At 61.2% G+C, this 21,699-nt stretch carries 17 protein-coding genes and 1 pseudogene; 4 read left to right on the top strand and 14 right to left on the bottom strand.

Annotation, left to right across the window (positions count from 1 at the left end; all coding sequences use genetic code 11):
• Window positions 1-58: 58 nt before the first annotated feature.
• The 7 genes from ftsY to HMPREF3169_RS10055 are packed head-to-tail and all read right to left on the bottom strand — an operon-like array spanning window position 59 to window position 9,430.
• Window positions 59-1,798, bottom strand: a complete 1,740-nt coding sequence (ftsY, locus tag HMPREF3169_RS10085) for a signal recognition particle-docking protein FtsY (RefSeq protein ID WP_070456378.1) — start codon at window positions 1,796-1,798, stop codon at window positions 59-61.
• A 50-nt stretch (window positions 1,799-1,848) separates the two neighbouring features.
• Window positions 1,849-5,427, bottom strand: coding sequence for a chromosome segregation protein SMC (gene smc, locus HMPREF3169_RS10080; protein ID WP_070433272.1), 3,579 nt, complete (start codon window positions 5,425-5,427; stop codon window positions 1,849-1,851).
• Window positions 5,428-5,453: 26 nt separating this feature from the next.
• Window positions 5,454-5,732, bottom strand: coding sequence for an acylphosphatase (locus HMPREF3169_RS10075; protein WP_061923298.1), 279 nt, complete (start codon window positions 5,730-5,732; stop codon window positions 5,454-5,456).
• Window positions 5,733-7,250, bottom strand: coding sequence for an alanine/glycine:cation symporter family protein (locus HMPREF3169_RS10070; protein ID WP_070433273.1), 1,518 nt, complete (start codon window positions 7,248-7,250; stop codon window positions 5,733-5,735).
• Between the two features lie 37 nt (window positions 7,251-7,287).
• Entirely contained in the window at window positions 7,288-8,109 is an 822-nt protein-coding gene (gene mutM / locus HMPREF3169_RS10065) for a bifunctional DNA-formamidopyrimidine glycosylase/DNA-(apurinic or apyrimidinic site) lyase (RefSeq protein WP_070433274.1), read from the bottom strand.
• Window positions 8,109-8,879, bottom strand: coding sequence for a ribonuclease III (gene rnc / locus HMPREF3169_RS10060; protein WP_070433275.1), 771 nt, complete (start codon window positions 8,877-8,879; stop codon window positions 8,109-8,111). The genes mutM and rnc overlap by 1 nt, the downstream gene beginning before the upstream one ends.
• Complete coding sequence (locus HMPREF3169_RS10055) at window positions 8,876-9,430, bottom strand: YceD family protein (protein WP_235591055.1); 555 nt, start codon at window positions 9,428-9,430, stop codon at window positions 8,876-8,878. Before HMPREF3169_RS10055 ends, rnc begins: the two co-directional genes overlap by 4 nt.
• 174 nt (window positions 9,431-9,604) lie before the next feature.
• Here HMPREF3169_RS10055 and HMPREF3169_RS10050 point away from each other — a divergent pair, with 174 nt between their 5' ends.
• Entirely contained in the window at window positions 9,605-10,219 is a 615-nt protein-coding gene (locus HMPREF3169_RS10050; RefSeq protein ID WP_070433276.1) for a hypothetical protein, read from the top strand.
• Between the two features lie 50 nt (window positions 10,220-10,269).
• Here the strand turns inward: HMPREF3169_RS10050 and HMPREF3169_RS10045 are convergent, their stop codons facing one another.
• Both HMPREF3169_RS10045 and gdhA read right to left on the bottom strand, forming a co-directional pair.
• On the bottom strand, window positions 10,270-11,037 hold the full coding sequence (locus HMPREF3169_RS10045) for a DivIVA domain-containing protein (RefSeq protein WP_141740978.1): 768 nt from the start codon (window positions 11,035-11,037) through the stop codon (window positions 10,270-10,272).
• A gap of 93 nt (window positions 11,038-11,130) precedes the next feature.
• A pseudogene (gene gdhA, locus HMPREF3169_RS10040) lies at window positions 11,131-12,471 on the bottom strand (NADP-specific glutamate dehydrogenase).
• A 138-nt stretch (window positions 12,472-12,609) separates the two neighbouring features.
• Here gdhA and HMPREF3169_RS10035 point away from each other — a divergent pair.
• Window positions 12,610-13,731, top strand: coding sequence for a glycerate kinase (locus HMPREF3169_RS10035; protein WP_070456377.1), 1,122 nt, complete (start codon window positions 12,610-12,612; stop codon window positions 13,729-13,731).
• On the opposite strand, the gene HMPREF3169_RS10030 is transcribed toward HMPREF3169_RS10035, so the two are convergent.
• The gene (locus HMPREF3169_RS10030) at window positions 13,697-14,095 is read right to left on the bottom strand and encodes a hypothetical protein (RefSeq protein WP_061923318.1); all 399 of its coding nucleotides are present in this window, start codon (window positions 14,093-14,095) and stop codon (window positions 13,697-13,699) included. The two genes, HMPREF3169_RS10035 and HMPREF3169_RS10030, sit on opposite strands and share 35 nt — an antisense overlap.
• 36 nt (window positions 14,096-14,131) lie before the next feature.
• Between HMPREF3169_RS10030 and HMPREF3169_RS10025 the strand changes: the two genes are divergently transcribed.
• Window positions 14,132-15,334: an amidohydrolase gene (locus HMPREF3169_RS10025; RefSeq protein WP_070456375.1), complete on the top strand. Its 1,203-nt coding sequence runs from the start codon at window positions 14,132-14,134 to the stop codon at window positions 15,332-15,334.
• 77 nt (window positions 15,335-15,411) lie between these two features.
• The gene (locus HMPREF3169_RS10020; RefSeq protein ID WP_070456373.1) at window positions 15,412-17,799 is read left to right on the top strand and encodes a glycogen/starch/alpha-glucan phosphorylase; all 2,388 of its coding nucleotides are present in this window, start codon (window positions 15,412-15,414) and stop codon (window positions 17,797-17,799) included.
• A gap of 183 nt (window positions 17,800-17,982) precedes the next feature.
• Here the strand turns inward: HMPREF3169_RS10020 and HMPREF3169_RS12830 are convergent, their stop codons facing one another.
• The 4 genes from HMPREF3169_RS12830 to lgt form a co-directional block, all read right to left on the bottom strand.
• Window positions 17,983-18,585 carry an HNH endonuclease signature motif containing protein gene (locus HMPREF3169_RS12830; protein WP_083286116.1) on the bottom strand — a complete coding sequence of 201 codons (603 nt, stop codon included), beginning with the start codon at window positions 18,583-18,585 and terminating at the stop codon, window positions 17,983-17,985.
• Window positions 18,586-18,654: 69 nt separating this feature from the next.
• Window positions 18,655-19,020 carry a hypothetical protein gene (locus tag HMPREF3169_RS12825; RefSeq protein ID WP_083286115.1) on the bottom strand — a complete coding sequence of 122 codons (366 nt, stop codon included), beginning with the start codon at window positions 19,018-19,020 and terminating at the stop codon, window positions 18,655-18,657.
• 213 nt (window positions 19,021-19,233) lie between these two features.
• Window positions 19,234-20,646, bottom strand: coding sequence for a pyruvate kinase (pyk, locus tag HMPREF3169_RS10010; protein ID WP_061923688.1), 1,413 nt, complete (start codon window positions 20,644-20,646; stop codon window positions 19,234-19,236).
• 136 nt (window positions 20,647-20,782) lie between these two features.
• Window positions 20,783-21,679: a prolipoprotein diacylglyceryl transferase gene (gene lgt / locus HMPREF3169_RS10005; RefSeq protein ID WP_061923331.1), complete on the bottom strand. Its 897-nt coding sequence runs from the start codon at window positions 21,677-21,679 to the stop codon at window positions 20,783-20,785.
• Between the last annotated feature and the right edge of the window lie 20 nt (window positions 21,680-21,699).

Here is a 21,699-nt window from a genome sequence, read left to right as displayed (position 1 = left end):
CATAAAAAAAGCCGCCGCGGAAAGAAATCCACGGCGGCAAACGCGAGGCTAAAGGAGGCTACTTCTCCCCGAGCAGGGCGTCGACGAAGCCCTCGACCTCGAATGGCGCGAGGTCATCGGCGCCCTCGCCCAGGCCAACAAGCTTGACTGGGACGCCGAGCTCCTCCTGAACCTGGAAGACAATGCCGCCCTTGGCAGTGCCATCGAGCTTGGTCAGCACCACGCCCGTGATGTCGACGACCTCACGGAAAATGCGGGCCTGTGTGAGGCCGTTCTGGCCAACGGTGGCGTCGAGAACCAGCAGCACCTCGTCCACCTCAGTCTTCTTTTCCACCACGCGCTTGACCTTGCCCAGCTGATCCATCAGGTCAACAGAAGTGTGCAGGCGGCCGGCGGTGTCGACGAGGACGACGTCTACGCCTTGGTCAACGCCCGCTGCAACGGCATCGAAAGCAACGGAAGCCGGGTCAGCGCCCTCCTTGCCGCGGACCGTGCTGGCGCCGACGCGGCGACCCCAGGTTTCGAGCTGATCCGCTGCGGCTGCGCGGAAGGTATCCGCGGCGCCCAACAACACCTTGTGGCCCATCGCGACGAGCACGCGCGCAAGCTTGCCCGTGGTGGTGGTCTTGCCGGTGCCGTTGACGCCGACGACCATGATGACAGCAGGCTTGCCCTCGTTCGGCATGGCCTTGATGGAACGGTCCATCTCCGGGTGGCCGGCCTCTATGAGGCACTCGCGCAGCATCGCGCGGGCCTCTTCCTCACTGGCGACGCCGCGCTCTGCGAACTTATCGCGCAGCGCCTCCGTGACCTTCATAGTGGACTTGGTGCCCAGGTCCGCCATGATGAGGGTGTCTTCGATTTCCTCCCACGCTTCCTCGTCGAGGTCACCCGCGGACAAGATGCCCATCAGGCCCTGTCCAATAGCATTCTGCGAGCGCGACAGGCGGCCGCGCAGGCGCCCCAAACGGCCACCCGCCGGCGCAATATCAGGTTCCGTCGCCTCCGGCGCCTCGACAACCTCAGCGTCCTCAGAGACTTCAAGCTCCTCCGGCTCGGCCTCTAGCGCTGCCTCAGCGCCCTGCGTCTGCGCTTCGGCTGCCGCCGCGGCTTCCTCAGCCTCCGCAGCTTCCTTAGCTTCGGCATCAGAAGTTTCTGCTGGAGATTCCGGGGCTTCATCTGCCGAGACTTCGTCTGTACTTTCGGCAGCCACCGTCGGCTCTTCCGCGACCGCTTCCTCCTGCGGCGCCTCAGCAACCGGTTCTTCTTCTGCCGGCTCTTCGACGGCCGGCTGTTCAACCGGGTTTTCATCTGCTACCAGCTCGGCCTTTTCAGGTTCAGTCTTGGCAGGCTCAGACTCCGCCGGCTTGGTGGCAGCAGCAGCTGCAGCTCCTGCGGCAGCGGTACCGGCAGCGGCCGCGCCGGTTGCAACACCAGCGGCGGGTGCGGACTTCTCAGCCTTAGGCTCAGCAGGCTTAGCTGGCTCGGCCGACTTGGTGGGCTCGGCCGGCTTGGTGGGCTCAGCCGGCTTGGTGGGCTCAGCCGGCTTGACTGGCTGAGCGGGAACCTTCTCTGGCTCCTTGGCGCCGCTGCCGGCGGGGGCAAAGTTGAACCCGGACTTGGCCTGGTAGTTGCCAGACTTTTGCTCCTGGGTCAGCTCCTTGGGAGCTTCCTCGGCCGGCTTTTCGAACGATACTTTCTTGGCATCGCCGCGCTTTTTACCTACTGCTACCAGCACAATCGCCAGCAGCACAATGACGGCTACGGCAATAAGAATCCACATCAACGTCGTATTCATGCCCTCTATAGTGCCAGGCTTGCTGCAGCCTGGCACTACTACCCTGCGGATTAACCCTGAGTTTCGGGCTCAGCGTCGGGCCCTGCGTCGGGCCCAGCGTCGGGCTCGGCGGCGTCGCCAAGCGCAGCGCCGCGCGGGGCATCGACGCCCAGGCGTGTGGCATCCTCGGCTGCAGCGGCGGAACCGGGGGCGTCGCCAGCCTGGCTCATACGCTGCGAAATCACGCGCGTGACGCCATCGCCACGCATCGTCACGCCGTAGAGGACGTTAGCCACATCCATCGTCGGCTTCTGGTGCGTGATGACGATAAGCTGCGAATCCTTGCGCAGTTCCTCAAACAGGGCGATGAGGCGTCGCAGGTTGACGTCATCAAGCGCGGCTTCAACCTCGTCCATCACGTAGAACGGGCTCGGGCGCGCACGGAAGATGGCCACCAGCATCGCCAAGGCGGTCAGGGACTTCTCACCACCAGAAAGCAAGGACAGGCGCTTGACTTTCTTGCCCGGCGGGCGCGCCTCAACCTCAATGCCGGTGGCCAGCATGTCATCCGGCTCCGTCAGGATCAGGCGGCCCTCGCCACCCGGGAAAAGGGTCTGGAAGACCTTCGGGAACTCCGCCTCCACGTCGTTCCACGCATCGGTGAAAAGCTGCAGAATCTGTTGATCCACGTCCTCAATCACGCCCGCCAAATCCTTGCGCGCCTGGATAACGTCATCGAGCTGCGTAGACAGGAAGGAATAGCGCTCCTCCAGCGCCTTGTACTCCTCCAGCGCCAGCGGGTTGACCTTGCCCAGGGAGTTCAGGTCCTTTTCTGCCTGCTTCAGTCGCGCCTTTTCCGCGCTACGGTCGAAGTCCTCGCCCGGCGTGTAATCGCGCAGCAAGTCAGGGATCGCAATACCCAACTGGTCCACGATCTTCGCTTCGGTCTCATCCACGCGCACCTGCGCCTGCGAGCGGGCGATTTCGGAATGATTGGCGTTCGCCGTCAGACGGTCGAGCTTCTGCCGTGTTGCCGAAACCTGCTGCTTGGCCGCTTGCAAGCGCCCGCCTAACACGTTGCGCTGATTAACCAGCTCATCGCGCTCAGCGGTGGCGCGCTCCAGGGCCTGGGATGCGCGTCCGGCAAGGTCCGTGGCATGGCCTGCCACCGCTTGAGCTAAGTCGGCCTGCGCTTTACGACGCGCCATCGCTTGCTCATGGCGGGCCTTTGCCTGACGTTCATGCTGCGCTTGGCGACGCAGCGCGTCGCCCTTACCCGCAGCCTGCCCCACCTTGTCTTGGGCGGTGCGCGCCGCGAGCTGGGCCTCCATCTCCATGGCCTTGACCTGCTCCAAAGCGGCCGAGGCAGCATCGCGCTCGTGGGAGGAAGGCTCGCCGTCTTCGACCTCCTCATCGACGCGCGAGAGGCGGTCGCGGGTCTCAGCCAGCTGCTCGCGCACTTCGGCAAGCTTGACCTCAATCTCGGTCGCACGGGCCGCGGCTTTCTCATGCTCAGCCTTGTTGACCTCGTGCTGCTTCAGCAGGCGCTGGTGGTCGCGCTGCCAGGCTTCCACGGTCGTGTCGTGCTCACGCAAGGCCGCCTTTGCCGAGGCCGCCGCGACGCGAGCCTCCTCGGCCGCCATCTTCGCGCCCTCCAGGGTGCCGGAAAGCTCTTCCAACTCCTGCGTGGCAGATTCCAGCTGGCCTTCTGCCTCCGCGATGCGCGCGGTGACCTCGACGGTAGAAGAAGCGCCGGTACCGGCTTCGACCCAGCCCTCGCCCACCAACAGGCCCTCGGCAGTAACCGCGCGCAGGCGCGGATCCTCGCGCACCAGCTCGCGAGCTAGGGCAAGATCGCCGACCAGCGCGACGTCGGAAAGCAGACGCGTCAGCGCCGCCTGTACCTCGGGTGCAAGCTGCATCTCATCCAGCAGCCAGGTCGCACCGCTGGGCAGGTTGGCGTCCAGACGCCAGTCGGAGGCACCCGCGGCAGTGGTGTCCACCAGCGGGGTGCGGGCGGCGGTGCTCAAGGCTGCCACGATGTCCTCTGTAACCGCGCCCGTTTGCGCCTCCGCGAACGCGCCCAACGCCGCCGCAACGGCCGTGTCATGGGAGGTGGTGATGTATTGCGCCAGCGGCTTAAAGCCCTCGCCCAAGTCGATATTTTCCGGGGCAGTCTGCGCCAAAGTATCGATGCGCGAGCGCAGCGTGTAGACCGCGCGTTCGCGTTCGCGCTGGCCGTCGCGAAGCTGCTCCAGGCGTTTTTCGGCCGCCCCTGACTCACTCGCCGCCCGCACGTGGGCCTCTTCCAACGGCTCGCGCTCGGCGTTTAAGGCCTCCAACTTATCGGCAACTTCGTCCGCCTCAGCCTGCGCCGTGCGCGTGCGCGCCTTGGTGGACTGCAGCGTCTCCTCCTGGCGCACGAGCTCCTCCTCTGCCGCGGAGACCTGCCCGGCGAGGATTTCCTCGGAGGCGATGAGGCGAACCACGCCCTCGCGACGATCCGCAATCGCGCGTAGCTGCGCCATGTGTTCCTTTTCCGCCTCTTCGAAGACGGCGCGGCGTTGCGCCACCTCCTCGCGGATGGACTCCAGACGCTCGGCGGCCTCTTCGGCCTCCATGAGCAGCTCTGCGTGCTCCTCGTCCGCGCGCAGGGCACGGGCCTCGAGCTCTTCTGGGTCTTGGCCTGCATAGGCGACCTGTGCGCCGACGTTTTTCGCGCGCTCTTCCGCAATGCGCTGGGTGGCGGCGATGCGCTCGGACAGCGTCGACAGGTCGAACCACAGCTTCTGCGCGGCCTCGGCCTGCGGATTAACCTCCTCGAGCTGGGCCTCGATTTCCAACTGGACGCCTGTGGCCTCTTCGTGCTGCTCGGTAGCTTCCGCCACCTGCTCGGCGAGCACCTGAGCCTGTTGCTCGGCATCGGCGTACTTCTTGCGGGTTTGCACGACTTGGTCGCCGGCGATGCGCAGGCGGGCATCGCGCAAATCCGCTTGGACGGTGGCCGCGCGCTGGGCGGTTTCGGCCTGACGGGCCAAAGGCTTTAGCTGTTTGCCCAGCTCTTCGGTGAGATCCTGCAGGCGATCCAAGTTGGCCTGCATGCCGGTGAGCTTGCGCTGCGCTTTTTCTTTACGACGCCGGTGTTTGAGCACGCCGGCGGCTTCCTCAATGTAAGCGCGGCGATCTTCTGGGCGCGATTCTAGGATTTCGGAGAGCTTGCCCTGACCGACGATGATGTGCATCTCGCGGCCGATGCCGGAGTCAGAAAGCAGCTCCTGGATGTCCATAAGGCGCGCTTTGGCGCCGTTGATTTCATACTCGCTGGCGCCGTCGCGGAACATGCGGCGGGTGACAGAAACCTCGGAGTATTCGATGGGCAGCGCGCCATCGGAGTTGTCGATGGTAAGGGTTACCTCGGCGCGGCCTAGCGCCTTGCGGTCGCCCGCGCCGGCGAAGATGACATCCTGCATCTTGCCGCCGCGCAGGGTCTTGGCGCTGCCCTCGCCCATGACCCACGCCAACGCGTCGACGACGTTCGACTTACCTGAGCCGTTCGGACCAACCACAGCGCAGATGCCGGGCTCGAATTTCAGGTTCGTCGCGGACGCGAAAGACTTGAAGCCTTTGAGCGTGAGCGATTTCAGGTGCATTCGTGAAAGTTTAGCAAGCCTAGGCGCTAGCGTTCGATAAAGCCGCTCTCACCGCGTGGGTCGGACCACTGCTCCACCACGGTAGTTACGGTTCCGGGGCGCTTGGTGGTGGAAGGCTGCTCGCGCAATAACTCGAGCAGGCGCTCGCAGTCCTCGCGCGGGCCTTCGGCAACAACCTGCACGCGCCCGCCCTTTAAGTTCGTGGCGTGGCCCGCAAGGCCCAATTCGAGGGCCCGAGAGCGCGTCCACCAACGGAAGCCAACGCCTTGGACCGTACCGTGCACGAAAGCGGTCAGGCGTTGCATTTAGTACTCCCGTAGATTGGTGCGATCCGACAGGTCGTACTTGTGCTGCAAGTGCTTGCGGTCCTCCGGGCTGCGGCGGGTAACCGGGTCAGAGCCGTCCCAGCACTCGACGTTTTTCAGTTCCGGCATCATGTCGCGATGGAAAATCGGGTCCACGCCGTCACGACGCTGCTCGTTGAAGTTCTTCAGCAGCTTGATGGCTACGCCGGACAAAGGAACGATGGCAAGAATATTCAGGAAGACCATCGTTGCCGCGCCGGTATCTGCCAGGGCGAAGACCAAAGGCAAAGAGCCCACGGCGCCAAACCATACGAAGAAGAGCACCACGAGGCGGAAGAGGATCAGCACGCTCTTTTTGCGGGTTAAGTACTCCACGTTGGCCTCTGCCAAGTAGTAGTTGCCCAGAATCGAAGAAAATGCCAGGAAGAATAGGATGAAGCTGACGAAATGGATGCCCCAATCGCCCACCTCAGAAGCCAGTGCAGCCTGCGTCAGGGAAACACCCTCGGCTTCCGCGCCGTAGTTGACGGTAGGGCCCAGCAGGATGATGAAGGCGGTGATAGAACAGACAACCAGCGTGTCGAAATAAACGCCCAAGGTCTGCACCAGCCCCTGTTTGACGGGGTGCGACACGGCGGCGGTAGCTGCGGCGTTCGGCGCGGAGCCCTCGCCGGCCTCATTGGAAAACAGGCCGCGCTGGATTCCCTTCATCATGGCAGCGCCTAGACCGGCGCCGGCAATTTCCTTGAAGCCCAAGGCGTGGCCGATGATGTCACCGATCATGCCCGGGACCTTGTCAAAATTGGCCACGACGACGAAGCCGCCGATGAGCAGGTACGCAACCGCCATAAACGGAACGATGACCTGGGTGATATTCGCGATACGCTGCACACCACCGAAGATGATGAGAGCGGAGATAGCAGCGATAACGCCGCCGATGATAAAGCGGAAGGAGAAGTCGTCACGGCCGAAGGAGAACGCGATGGAATCGGCAATGGCGTTGGTCTGGAATGCGTTGTAGACAAAGCCGAAGGTAAAGGCGATGGCCACAGAGAAGATAGCGGCAAGCGGGCCCCAGCCTAGGCCACGCTTCATGTAATAAGCCGGGCCGCCGCGGTAAGCAGTGCCTTCACGGACCTTCCACACCTGAGCCAGGGTGGACTCGATAAACGCCGTCGCACCACCCAGGATGGCAATCAGCCACATCCAGAACACGGCACCAGGTCCGCCCACGGAAATAGCCACAGCCACGCCCGCGACGTTGCCGGTGCCCACGCGCGAGGCCGCCGAAATGGTAAAAGCCTTGAAAGCGGAGATTCCGCCGTAGTCCTCGTCTTCGTCGCGGCCGACGCCCTTCGGACGTTCCACCACAGCCTTGAACATTTGCGGGACCATGCGCACCTGTACGAGCGCAGTCCTAAAGCCGAAAAATAGTCCCGCAGCAATCAAGATCCACGGGATCAGATAAGTCCATACCGAATCGTTGAACGTTGTCACAGCGTTCTCAATAAATTCCATGTGGAATATTAAACGCTATATATCCCCTATCGATCCATTAATAGGTTTGGCAGCGGGGGCAATAGTGGGTAGATCTGCCGCCCACAACCACCCTTTTTAGTGGCGTCGCACACCTATCGCACGGCTCATCGCCGCGGCCGTAGGCATGCAAAGAGCGGTCGAAATAACCCGACTCACCATTGACGTTGACATAAAGCGCATCGAAGCTAGTGCCGCCGACTTTAAGGGCAGCGCGCATGACGGTCGCAGCGGCGTCGACAAGCGCAACTGCGTCGCGTTGGCGCAGCGTGGAGGCCTTCTTTTGGGGCTGTATGCGGGCTAGCCAGAGCGCCTCGTCGGCATAAATATTACCGATTCCCGAGACCACAGTCTGATCCAACAACGCCGTCTTCACCGCCGTCTTCTTCCCCCGCAGCCGCCGCGCCGTGGCAACAAGGTCAAAGTCCGACTCCAGCGGGTCCTGCGCGATGTGCGCGATCTTCGTCCAGGGGGCCAGCAACCAATATCCAAAGGTGCGCTGGTCCACGAAGTTCAACTGGACGCCGCCGCTTAACGACGCCGCGATGCGTACATGTTTCGAGTCCGTCTCCCCCACCCGCATTTGGCCGGACATGCCGAGATGTACGAAAAGCACATCGCGGCCGGGATCCGTGAGGTCTTCGTCGGCGAATTCCAGCCACATGAACTTGCCGCGCCGTGCCACACTCGCGATTTCGCGGCCGGCTAGGAGCTGTTCCAAGGGGCCATCCTGGCCGCGGTTGGCCCGCGGGTGCAAGACTTTCACGGACTCGAAGCGGCGGCCGGGAAGATAGGCCTCGAGCCCGCGGCGGACGGACTCGACTTCTGGAAGTTCAGGCATTAATTCTCGCGATTAGCGGTGCCCTGGACCAAAAGCGGAGTTTCGCGCAGAGTATCGCACGCCTCTTGCGCCGCCTGCTGCTCGGCCAGCTTCTTGTTGTGGCCAACGCCGTTGCCCACGGTCAGGCCCGCGACGGTAGCCACCGCGGTGAAGGTCTGGTCGTGCTCTGGGCCGGTAGAGGTAGCGGTATAGACCGGCATCGGGGCCTTCAGCTCGGCGCACAGCTCCTGCAGGTTGGTCTTCCAGTCCATGTGGCGGCCGGAGACGACAGCGTTGTCGATCTTCTTCTGGAACAGGCGCAGAATGACATCGCGCGCGACCTCAAAGCCGTGCTGGCGATAAATCGCGCCGAAGATGGCCTCGGTGGTATCCGCCAGAATCGAATCTTTGTCACGGCCGCCGGTGGACTGCTCGCCCTTGCCCAGCAGGATATGTTGGCCCAGCTCAATCTCGCGAGCGATATCGGAAAGCCCGTATCGCGAGACGATGGAAGCGCGCATCTTCGAAATATCCGATTCCGGACGCGAAGGATACTGCTCGTAGAGCTTCGAAGCCACGGACAGGCCAAGGACAGCGTCGCCTAGAAACTCGAGGCGTTCGTTGTTGGGCAAGTACCCGTTTTCGTTGGCAAAAGAGCGGTGGGTCAGCGCCAGACGCAAGTTTTCATCGGCCAGGTCGATGCCCAATGCCTGCAGCAACGGGCCATGATCGACGGCGCTATAGGCCTGCTTGAGGGCTTCCTCGCCGGTCAGCTTCTTCTTCTTGCTCACAGGAACTTCTCCAGTCCAGACCAACGGATATCGACTTTGTCTTCCTCTTCCCCAGAGACTCCGGTGGAAACACCCTCCGGCATCTCTATGTCGCAGCCTTCCTCGCACACCGGCGCGAAAGGCAAGCTCAGGCCAGCTTCATCGATGACAGTCTGCAGTAAATCGATTTCGTCGTCTACGACCTCAGGAACTTCATCGCCAGAGCCTGCATCCTCATCATCGAGTTCGTCGCCGCTGATGAAAGACTCGTCTGCAGCAAAAACCTGCGAGACCTGCAGATCCAGCTGCGGCTGCAGCGGGCGCAAACAACGAGCGCATTCGCCGGTGAGAGTGCCGGTAACCGTGGCGTCGACAAGCACGCCCGATCCCAGCGGTGTCAAGGTGGCGTCGACCGTAATCTCGTCGCCTTTTGCAACGGCGATCATCTCGACGCCGATACGTTCGGGCGCAGGGCCCTTCTGCACGCGCTGCTCCGGCATTGCGGCAGCGCCCTGGCCACGCAAGAGCTCGGCCACGTTAAATTTCAGCGGTGATTCCAATACATCTGCCATAACGTCTCTTAGCCTACATTGTGCGGCGCCATCCTTTTAGCAGAGCTTTGCCCACGCTTGCCGACGCCGCCTTTTGCCCGCTATCTGGGTGTTGCCTGAACTGCACCGCACAAGGTCTTATGCACTAAAGGCAGGTGGTTTCCCAATGGCTTAGGGGGCCTTAGTCTGGGGACTATGAATTACGGCACCACTGCACCAAACAGCGAATTAGCCCAGCTTGGATGGGCGTTTTCTCTGCTTTGCGTGCTGCCGGTGGTAGCGCTTGGCGCAATCGCATATCTGCGATACCGCCGCAGCCGCCTGCGGCCGGGGATGGCACTGCACTCCCTGGCCTATCGCGGTCTGGGTTTGGGGTTTGTGCTTGGTGCTTTCGTGGCGCTTCCGCTGCCCTTCGACATCACGATGATTGTCGCCTCCGCGCTCCTAGGCCTTGGCACCGCGTGGCTGGCCTGGAATGCGCGCGAAGGGCTATCGGGCGTTCTCATGTCCGTTGCTACGGCACTCGGCGGAATTTTGAGCGTTGTCGCAGGGCAATATTTGGTGGAGGCGCTATTTTCTGTGCGCCTCATCGCGGGTACGCCTATGGAAACGTTTGCATTGATGTGGGGCGTGTTCGGTTTTCCCGCTGCGGTATCAGCGGCGATTGCCGTTGCCACAAAGACGATGGCCCCAGCTGATGAACAGACGGTGTACGACAAACCGTCTGGCCACCAGCAAGGACCATCGTCTCCGCGCCGCAGCCGAGCTATGCAAACCCTATGCAAACAGAGTGTGCAATCGCCGCGCTAGCGCCCGGGTGCCGGAAGCTCTCGGTGCTTGACGCATCCGCGCTATAGGTCTTAGCGTTCGTAGCGCTCGGAGCTTTCGGCGCGGTACTCGCCGCGCTCGCCCCGGTCGGCACGGTACTCGCCGCGCTCGCTGCGCACATCTGCGCGCGGATCGCTTATGCGGGAACGCACGCCCGCGCCGCGGCGCAGCGCTTGACGGTCAGAGTTCACGGTACGCAGCAGGCCGGAAAGAGAGCTTTCAAACTCGCCGAGCTTGGAATCGACAAACTCATCGCACTCGGTGCGCAAACGATTCGACTCGGTGTGGGCGGTCTCCACAATGCGCTGCGCCTCATCGTTCGAGCGGCGGACCACCTCGGACTCAGAGACCAAGCGTTCCTGCTCCGCCTGGCCTGCGGCGACGCTGCGCTCGTATTCCTGATTGCCCTGCGCGATGGTGCGGTCCGCATCGGCACGCGCGCTTTCGATCATGGCGCTGGCATCGTCTTCCGCCTGGGCGACCATGGCGGTCGAGCGCTGCTGGGCGTCGGAAAGCATGGCGTCAGAGTCTTCCTGCGCACGCGCCATAATCTCGTCAGACTGCGCGTTTGCATCCGCGACAATCTGCGCAGCGCGTTCCTCCGCGCCAGCCAAGATTTCGTCCTGCTTATCTAGGACATCCTGCGCATCGTCCATTTCGACGGGCAGGGCGTTACGGAGGTCGTCGAGAAGCGCGAGCATCTCGTGGCGCGGGACCATGCAGTTGGCTGTCATGGGAACGGAGTAGGCCTGCTCCAGATTGCGAACAAGTTCATCTAGGGACTCAAATACGCGGTACATGCGCTCAGAGTAACCAAAGAAACTTTTTTCACACGTTTCCCACGCGGCACTTGCAATAAAAATCTAAAGTTCGACTTCAGGCTTTAAGCAGCGCTATACGACGCCCTGCGCCAACATCGCATCAGCCACCTTCTTAAAGCCCGCGATATTCGCGCCCGCGACATAATCGCCTTCCATGTCATACTCCCGCGCGGTGCGGTCGATGTTTTTGAAGATCTTCGACATGATTTCGTGCAATCGTTTGTCGGTGTAGTCAAAAGACCACGAATCGCGCGATGCATTTTGCTGCATCTCCAGCGCAGAGGTGGCCACGCCGCCGGCATTCGCGGCTTTGCCCGGCGCGAATTTAACCTGCGAGCCCACGAAGAAGTGCGTCGCTTCTGCAGTACACGGCATATTTGCTCCCTCGGCGACGTAGCGCACGCCATTTTCTGCCAGCAGCCGCGCGGCGTCGACGTCGAGCTCGTTTTGAGTAGCGCACGGCAACGCAACGTCGGCAGGCGTGGCCCAGATATTGCCGCCCTCGTCATATTTCACGCCTGCCTCCTGGGCATATACGCTAATGCGCTCGCGGCGAATCTCCTTGACATCTTTCAGCAGCTCGAAGTCAACGCCGTTTGGGGTTTCGACATACCCCGCGGAGTCAGACATCGCTACGACGGTGCCGCCCAACTGTTGGACCTTCTCGGCCGCGTAAATCGCCACGTTTCCGGAACCAGAGACAATGACCTTTGCTCCGCTAAAGGACTCGCCGTGGGCCTTCATCATCTCTGCGGTGAGATAGACCAAGCCGTAGCCGGTGGCCTCGGTGCGCACCAGGGAGCCGCCCCAGGACAGCCCCTTGCCTGTCAGCACGCCAGACTCGTGGCGGTTTTCCAGCCTGCGGAACTGGCCGAACAGGTAACCAATCTCGCGCCCGCCAACACCGATATCGCCTGCCGGAACATCCTGATATTCACCGATGTAGCGGTGCAATTCCGTCATAAAGGACTGACAAAAGCGCATGATTTCCGCATCCGACTTACCCTTCGGGTCGAAATCAGAACCGCCCTTACCGCCACCGATGGGCAGGCCGGTCAGCGAGTTTTTAAAAATCTGCTCAAAGCCCAAGAACTTGATGATGCCCAGGTTCACCGAAGGATGGAAACGCAGCCCGCCTTTGTACGGGCCCAGTGCGGAATTGAATTACACACGGAAACCGCGGTTGACGCAAACGTTTCCACGATCATCGGTCCAGGGAACGCGGAAGATGAGCTGGCGCTCGGGTTCGCATAGGCGCTCGACCAGGCCGTAGTCGGCGTAGTGCGGATCCTTGTTCAGGACAATCTTCAGCGAATCCAGTACCTCGGAGAGGGCTTGGTGAAACTCGGGCTCGCCGGCGTTTCGCTTTAAAAGCATGTCGTAGTAGTTGGAAATTTGCTTTTCGATGTGCATCTGGTGCGCCTTTCGCCGGCGAGGGTGCCGAATCGGTGGTTTACAGGACACCAAACAGTTTTCTATCGTTTGACCAAAAGTGCAAGTACCCGCGAGGTGAAACCGCCCACGAATTAGTGGCCACCTATACTTTTCGGCATGCATATCATCGTCGCACCGGACTCTTTCAAAGGGACAGCAAGCGCAATGCAGGCCGCGGCAGCCATCGCTGGCGGACTGCGCGAGGCCCTTCCCGACGCCACCATCACCACCTGCCCCATGGCCGACGGCGGCGAAGGCACCTCTGAAATCCTCGCCACCGCCGCCAGCCTTTCCGGCGTCGAGGTGCAAACGATTACACTGCCCACTACCGACGCCCGCGGGCGGCTGACCGAAGCCAGCTACTTCCTGGCCGGCGAGCATGCGCTAATCGACGTCGCCTCCGCCACCGGGCTGCCCGCCGTCGCCAATGACCTCGACCCACTGCACTCGGATTCCTACGGCACCGGAGTGCTCATCGCGGACGCCGAAGCCCGCGGCGCTAAGCACATCGTTTTATGTCTTGGCGGCAGCGCGACCATCGACGGCGGAATGGGCATCCTCGCCGCACTTGGTGCTGCAGCACACGACGAGCGCGGCTACGCACTACCCAAGGGCGGCGCTCCCCTCGTTCGCCTCGACAACATCGACACCGCCCAGCTCAACATCAAGGCCAGTGCCCTTGACTACACCCTACTCGCCGATACCCGAGCCGTGCCTATCCAGGCCGCGACCATGTACGGCCCACAAAAAGGCGTCGAGGGAGAACACATCGCGCTGCTCGCGGGCGCTCTTCTTCGCCTCTGCGAAGTAACCGGCACCGACGAAAACGCCGAATCCTTTGGCGCCGCAGGCGGCATCCCCATCGCTTTGCGCTGGCTTTCGCAAACGCTCTGGGGAAGCGAAGAACACTTCGAAGTAGTCCCCGGCGGCGCGTATGTGGCAGAAAAAATCGGCCTGTCGGCGAAACTCGCCGAGGCAGACCTCGTTGTCACCGGCGAGGGCCGCTTTGATGAGCAATCCCTCACCGGCAAAGTTGTCGGTACCGTCGCCGAGCTAGCCGGCGAAACGCCAGTCGGCGTCATCGCAGGCTCCATCGCATCGCCGCTTCCCCACGGCGCCGTAGGAGTCGAGCTCGACAATGCGCAAGGCGCCGCGAAAGGCGACGTCGTGGAGCAATTGCGCGCCGCCGCCCACGCGCTGGCAGCTAAGGTTGCGCCTGTACAGACCACGGAAAAATAGCCGGCCGCTCGTGCGCGACCTCATCTTCCAAAAGCACGTGGTCCTTCGGCAACACCGCGTGCGGGGTGAGAAGTCGCGCGAGCACCATCGTCAGCTGGTTCACGGATCCCTTCACGCCGTCGACCTCAATGTTGTAGCGATAAACGTTGGCATCTTCTAGTTCGCGGTCGAAGTGCTCGTCGCGGTAGGTTTGGCGCAACTGCTCCTCCAAGCCGGCCGGCAAGGTGGGATTTTCCTCGCGGGTTACGCGGGCAGCGGCCAGCGTTTCATTTGCAACCAGCTTTTCGGTGGCGGTGCTAAAGACCTCCGCCACTCGCTCGGCCTGGGCATCCGGCACAAGAACATCAAACTGAATAATTGGCATGTAGGTAACCCTACCCTAACGAAAAGAAGATTAGCTATGGCAGATTCCACCAAAATCGCAAACCTCTTGAAAGACTGCCGCGTAGACCTTAGCTGGCAGCGCGAATTCTACGAGGACCTTCACGCTCACCCTGAGCTCTCCCACGAAGAAGAGCGCACCGCCGGTCGAATCCTTGAGCGCCTGCGCGCTTTCGACTGCGAGATTGTCCAGCCCATCGGCGGCTTCGGAGCTGTGGCCATCTTCCGCAACGGTCCCGGCCCCACCGCTCTTTTCCGCGCTGACTTCGACGGGCTGCCCGTGCAAGAGGAAACGGCAGTTGCATACGCCTCCCGCAACGGCAACATGCATGTTTGCGGCCACGACATGCACACTACAGAGCTGCTGGGAGCCTGCGCGCTTCTCGACGCCCACCGCGACGCCTGGTCCGGCACCTTCCTCGCTCTTTTCCAGCCAGCAGAAGAATCTTCCATGGGAGCAAAATATATGCTGGCCGATTCGCTTACTACCCGCGTCCCGAAACCCGACATCTGCCTCGGCCAACACGTTATGCCCGGCAAAGCAGGCGATGTTCTGTCCCGCCCCGGAGCAATCATGGCCGGTTGCGACTCCCTGCGCATCACCATTCACGGACGCTCGGCACATGCCTCGATGCCGCACGCAGCCGTTGACCCGACCTATATCGCCGCCATGGTCATCACGCGTTTGCAAGCGATCGTTGGGCGCGAGGTGGCACCGCATGACTTCTTTGTCATTTCTGTGGGGGAGCTGCATTCAGGCGATAAAAACAACATCATTCCTGAGACTGCCGAGTTGGTGTTGAATACCCGTTATTACAAACCGGACGTCGCCAAGCGTGTATATGCCTCCCTCGAGCGAATGGTGCGCGCGGAATGCGTAGCCTCCGACGCCCCCAAGCCGCCGGAATTCGAGTACTTTGCCCACGGCGAAGTCACCGACAACGATCCTGCCGCCCACGAAACCGTGCGCGCAGTCTTTGACGCCGTCTTCGGCGCGGCCTCGGGTACTGCCGAACCTTCGACGGCCTCCGAGGACTTTTGCTACCTCCCCCAAGCTTGGGGTGTGCCGTATTATTTCTGGTTTATTGGCTCGACACCCGCAGAACTGGCAGATAACCCACCCGTCAACCACCAAGCGATATTCCTGCCCGATTATGAACCCACCGTGGCATCGAGTACCCAAGCCGCCGCAGCAGCGGTGCTGGCCTACCTCGCAAATTAAGCAAGCGCTTGCGCTCAAGGCCGGATAAGCTGGCACACGGTATTTTCCATTCTCTTAAAGAACCAGATAGGTAATAAATGAGCCAGCCCAAGCACTCTGCTTTTCAGTCCACTGTCCCCGCACACGTGCGCTCCGCTGCCGGGGTTAGCCCTTCTGCTGCCAGCCAGCGCAAATTCTGGTCCGGCTTATCTTCTGCTGTCGTAGCCGAAATCGCTGACAATTGGGAAGCCACCCGCGCTGCCTACTCTGCGACCCGCCAGCAGCACTACTTTTCCGCCGAGTTCCTGCAAGGCCGCGCGCTGCTTAATAACCTCACCAACCTGGACTTGGTCGACGAAGCCAAGGCCGCAGCGAAGGCAGCCGGCCGCGAGCTTTCCGACGTCCTCGAGGCCGAGCACGACGCCGCCCTCGGCAATGGTGGCCTAGGCCGACTCGCTGCTTGCTTCCTCGATTCGGCGGTCACGCAGGACTACCCAGTCACCGGCTACGGCCTGCTCTACCGCTACGGCTTGTTCCGCCAGTCCTTTGACAATGGGCACCAAAAGGAGCAGCCCGACGCATGGATGGAAAACGGTTACGAGTTTGTCATTCGCCGTGCTTCCGATCAGCGTCGTGTGCACTTCGATGACATGGACGTCCGCGCGATTCCCTACGACATGCCGATTACCGGCTACGGCACCGACAACGTCGGCACCCTGCGCCTGTGGAAGTCCGAACCCATCGACGAATTCGACTACGATGCGTTCAACTCACAGCGGTTTACCGACGCCATCGTCGAGCGCGAGCGCGTCATGGACATCTGCCGAGTGCTCTACCCCAACGACACGACCTACGAGGGCAAGGTGCTGCGCGTGCGCCAGCAGTACTTCTTCGTTTCTGCTTCGCTGCAGCAGATGATCGATAACTACATCGCCCACCACGGCGACGACCTGCGCGGATTCGCGAAGTACAACTGCATCCAGCTCAACGACACACACCCGGTGTTGGCGATTCCAGAGCTTTTGCGCCTGCTTCTCGACGACCACGGCTTATCCTGGGACGATGCCTGGAAGGTTGTCACAGAGACTTTTGCTTATACCAACCACACCGTTCTCGCCGAGGCGCTGGAGAGCTGGGAAGTGTCTATTTTCCAGAAGCTGTTTTGGCGCATCTGGCAGTTGGTGGAAGAAATCGACCGTCGTTTCCGGCTGGATATGGAAGCTCGGGGCATCGATTCCCAGCGCATCGAATACATGGCGCCGGTATCCAACGGGCAGGTGCACATGGCGTGGATTGCCTGCTACGCAGCGTTTTCTATCAACGGCGTCGCCGCCCTGCATACGGAGATCATCAAGGCCGACACGCTCTACGAGTGGCATGAATTGTGGCCGGAGAAATTCAACAACAAGACCAACGGTGTCACGCCTCGCCGGTGGCTGAAGATGTGTAACCCGCGCCTGGCGAAGCTTCTGACCAAGCAGTCCGGTTCTGATGAGTGGGTCACCGACCTTAGTTCACTTGCCTCGCTTACCCAGCTTTCTGAGAACAAGAAGGTTCTGCGCAAGCTCATGGAGGTAAAGCACAAAAACAAAGTCGACTTCGCAGAGTGGATCATGCAGCATCAGGGCGCGGAAGTCGACCCGGATTCTATCTTCGACGTGCAGATCAAGCGCCTGCACGAGTACAAGCGTCAGCTGTTGAATGCGCTTTATATCCTGGACTTGTATTTCCGTATCAAAGAAGACGGCGAGTCCGTGCCGAAGCGTACCTTCATCTTTGGTGCGAAGGCCGCCCCGGGCTATGTCCGTGCTAAGGAGATCATCAAGCTCATCAACTCCATCGCTGAGCTGGTCAATAACGACGAGGACACCCGCGATGTCATTCGCGTTGTGTTCGTGGAAAATTACAACGTCTCCCCTGCCGAGCACATCATCCCGGCCGCCGACATCTCGGAGCAGATTTCGGTGGCGGGTAAGGAAGCATCCGGCACCTCGAACATGAAGTTCATGATGAATGGCGCGCTCACCTTGGGAACGATGGACGGGGCAAACGTCGAAATCGTAGAGGCAGTCGGCGAGGACAACGCGTATATCTTCGGCGCTTCCAACGAGGAGCTGCCAGCACTGCGAGAGTCTTATAACCCTGGCGAGCTCTACGAATCCGTCTCGGGTTTGAAGCGCGTTCTGGATGCCCTCAACAATGGCACTTTAGGCCACGAGAATTCCGGCATGTTCGGAGACTTGCGCTCCTCGCTTCTCGACGGCCAGGGCATCCACGCCCAAGACACCTACTACGTTCTCGGTGACTTCGACTCTTACCGGAAGACCCGCGACCGCATGGCGCAGGACTACGTCGACGCCCCACTCGACTGGGCCAAGAAGGCATGGCTGAATATCTGCCTTTCCGGCCGCTTCTCCTCTGATCGCACGATTGCCGATTACGCCGCCGAAGTCTGGAAGCTCGACCCCACCCCAATTAGTAAGTAACCACGACCAGTAGGCGCTAGGCATTTCACCTAGCGCCTTTTTGGCTTTCCCCGCCCTACGCGGCCCCGCCACTCAACCGCCGCCACTCAACCGCCGCTACTCAACCGCCGCTACTGACACCCCCGCCGTGCAACCCGTGGCTCCGTTTGCACGAGCGACCGGCAGGGGCGGCCCGGCGCAAACCTAGGGTGGCGGGCGGAGGTTGTGTTTTAGAAACAACGGCCTGCCGGTTTTGGGTGAAAGCCAGGCAAGGCGGCCGTCGATAAGCGTGATGCGTCCGCGATGCGCGGGCCCTAGCGGGTCATCCTGGTTGAGCCCGTTGTGATAGGCGCAAAGTGGCACCAAATTTTGGAGGTTGGTGTGCCCGCCGTGGTTCCAGGCTTCAATGTGGTGGATTTGGCAGTCATCGAAAGGCACGGAACATCCCGGCCACACACACTCGCGGAACTTCGCTTTGAGCATGGCACGCTGTTTATCGTTTGCGATGCGCTGGGTTCGGAAAGCATCGACCGGCCCAGCCAGCGGATGCACGAGGACGGCCTCCCCATGCTGGGCCAGCGCGCGCTGAATATACTGCGCGCCAGAGACCACCGCGCCGTTACTCAGCTCAATGGTGACCTCCTCACCCTCACCATTTACGATGCGGTCGAGTTGGTCAAGATAAACAATCGCCGAGGTCGATACTTTAACGGCCCCGCCGCTCGCGTTTCCGGCCACCAACGCGCGAAAACCCTCAAGGGCGCCGTCCGCATGCGAAATGATGGCGCGAAAGTCCTCGATGGTCATCGCCTTATCGGTGATACGGATTGCGCCCAGGCCGTTGGAGTACCGGGTATGCGATACCTGCGGCTGGGGCTACGGCGGAGTGAGGAGCTCGCGTAGCCGAGCGCGCGCGAGCCCGTCCACGTTATTGGCTGGCACGTGGCACAACTCGACTCTTAGGTCCCACGCGTGATGGTGGTTGCGCACCCGCGCGACGTATTTTTCGATTCGGGCCAGCACGCTCAATCCATGGCCACGGCGCCGCGCGCCGGCGAGCGCACGAGCCTGTTTGCGGGTATACGGCGTCTTGCCAAAATAAGGCTCGGCGAGGCGGATGAGATGGTCGGCGTCATCGGGGCTTGCGCCTAATGCCATGATTTCAGACTTGCTTAGCGCGGCCGCCTCGGCGAGAAGATCCACGCCGCGCGCCCGTGCTTGCAAATACGTCTGAAGGTTCATACCTTTCACGCTAAAAGCACTCACAAGACCGCCACAAGCATCAATTTTTGGTCTGTGGATAACTTCGCCTAAAAGAGGCTAAAACGCGCTTTCCGATGACGCGGCCACAAAGTTATCCACAAAAAGAGGCCTCCCTGCGCAAAAGCAGGAAGGCCACAGGGCTGACGGGCCAGCGATTACCGAGCGCCGGCGAAGCGCGCTCAAGGAGCTCGGTTAGCGGCTTTCACCCAACATGTGGCACTGAATCATGTTGGTGTTGCCCGCAATTCCCGGCGGGGTGCCAGCGATGACGACGATGAGGTCGCCTTCCTTGTAACTATCCATGGCCAGCAGCGAGCGGTCGATGGTAGCCATCATGTCGTCGGTGGAGTCCACGGCATCGCTCAGGAAAGTCTGTGCGCCCCAGGTCAGGGCCAGCTGCGAGCGCACCTCCGGGAACGGGGTAAACGCCAGCAGCGGCAGCTTGGAGTGCAAACGCGCCACGCGCTTTGCGGTATCGCCGGAGGTGGTGAAGGCAACGATTGCCTTCGCATTCAGGCGCTCAGCGATGTCGCGCGCCGAGTACGACACCACTCCGCGCTTGGTGCGCGGAACGTGCGAAAGCGGCGGCACCTGGCCATCGGACTCAGCGTTCTGCACGATACGAGACATAGTGCGCACGACGTTCTGTGGGTCGATGCCCACGGAAGTTTCGCCGGAGAGCATGACGGCGTCGGCGCCATCGAGCACGGCATTGGCCACATCTGATGCTTCCGCGCGGGTCGGGCGCAGGTTGCTGATCATGGAATCCAGCATCTGGGTTGCCACGATGACCGGCTTAGCGTTTTCACGCGCGATTTGGATGGCGCGCTTCTGGAACAGCGGCACCTGCTCGAGCGGCACCTCGACGCCCAGGTCACCACGGGCAATCATGATAGCGTCGAAAGCAAGGACGATGGACTCCAGAGCATCGACCGCCTCCGGCTTCTCCAGCTTCGCGATGACCGGCACGCGACGGCCCTCTTCGTCCATGATGGCGTGGACTAGGTCGACGTCGGCTGGCGAGCGCACGAAGGACAGCGCGATCATGTCGACGCCGAGCTGCAGAGCGAAGCGCAGGTCGGCGATGTCCTTTTCGGATAGAGCCGGCACGGAAATATCCATGCCGGGCAGGGAAACGCCCTTGTTGTTGGATACGGGGCCACCTTCAGTGACCTCACAGACGACGTCGTTGCCATCTACTTCTTTACAGACCACGGCGACCTTGCCGTCGTCGATAAGCAGTCGGTCGCCAGCCTTCGCATCCTTCGCGAGGTTCTTGTAGGTGGTGGAGACGCGGTCGTGGGTGCCTTCGACGTCGTCGACGGTGATGCGAACGATTTCACCTTCTGCCCACATCTCCTCGCCGTTGATGAAGCGACCCAGGCGAATTTTCGGGCCCTGCAGGTCGGCTAGGATGCCGACGGCGCGGCCAGTTTCATCGGTGGCCTCACGTACCCAGCGATAATTGGCTTCGTGGTCGGTGTGCTCGCCGTGGGACATGTTAAGGCGAGCGACGTCCATGCCCTCTTGCACGAGGCGCAGGATTCCGTCCTTGCTTGCCACAGCGGGACCTAAGGTACAAACGATTTTGGTTCTTCTATCCAACATTAAAAGCCCTATTCACATCGGGAATGCTAACGAAACCCAACCTACCCGCGTTCGCCGGCAACGGCCACTGCCAAAGCCAACAAAACCAGAAATGCCCGCTTAAAAGCGGGCATGAATGGGCAACGTACACTGCTTAGTGTGATTCCTGCGACTCACCGAGCGCTTTCGGCCCGTTACGCGCAGGATCTACCTCAGCGGGAGTCTCCTGCCCGCGCGGAAGCTTGAAAAATACCACCAGCGCCACGATGAAAAGCACTACTGAAACAATGACGTTGATTCGCAGGCCGAAGACCATCGTGGCCTCATCCGAGCGCATATTCTCAACGAAGAAACGACCCAGCGTATACCCCGCCACATAGAGCGCAAACACTCGGCCGTACCCCAGCTTCCACGCCTTTTGCGCCCACAGTAAGAACAAGCACACGGCAACATTCCAGACCAGCTCGTAGAGGAAGGTCGGGTGCACGGACGTTATTACTTCCCCAGTTGAGCGGCCCGAGACCGGCGCATACTCCCCTGCCTCGTTGATGCGGTAGTAAATATCCAGCGCCCACGGAACGTCGGTGGGCCGGCCGTAAAGCTCCTGGTTAAACCAGTTGCCGAGCCGCCCGATGGCTTGGGCAAGGATGAGGCCGGGAGCGACGGCGTCGGCAAACGGCGCCATGGGCACCTTTTTAATCTTGAACATCACCCAAATCGCGAACACGCCGAGCGCCACCGCGCCCCAAATACCGAGGCCGCCGTTGGTGATTTTCAAGGCATCGGCCGGGTTACAGTCGGCACAGAAATACTTCTGGTGATCCGTAATCACGTGATACAAGCGCCCGCCGACGATGCCCGCCGGGATGATAACGATGGCCGCATCCCACACGACATCGGAATTGCCGCCACGCGCAACGTAGCGGCGCTGCGTCATCCACATCGCCACCAGAATGCCGACAATGATACAAAGTGCGTAAGCACGCAGCGGAAACGGACCTAAATGCCACACGCCCTGCGGCGGGGACGGGATGTTTGCCAGAATTTGCACGCTAGACAGTTTGCCTTATC

It is taken from the genome of Corynebacterium sp. HMSC08C04 (assembly GCF_001807495.1).
Classification (GTDB): Bacteria; Actinomycetota; Actinomycetes; order Mycobacteriales; family Mycobacteriaceae; genus Corynebacterium; species Corynebacterium simulans.
This window is presented reverse-complemented; position numbering and strand designations above follow the sequence as displayed.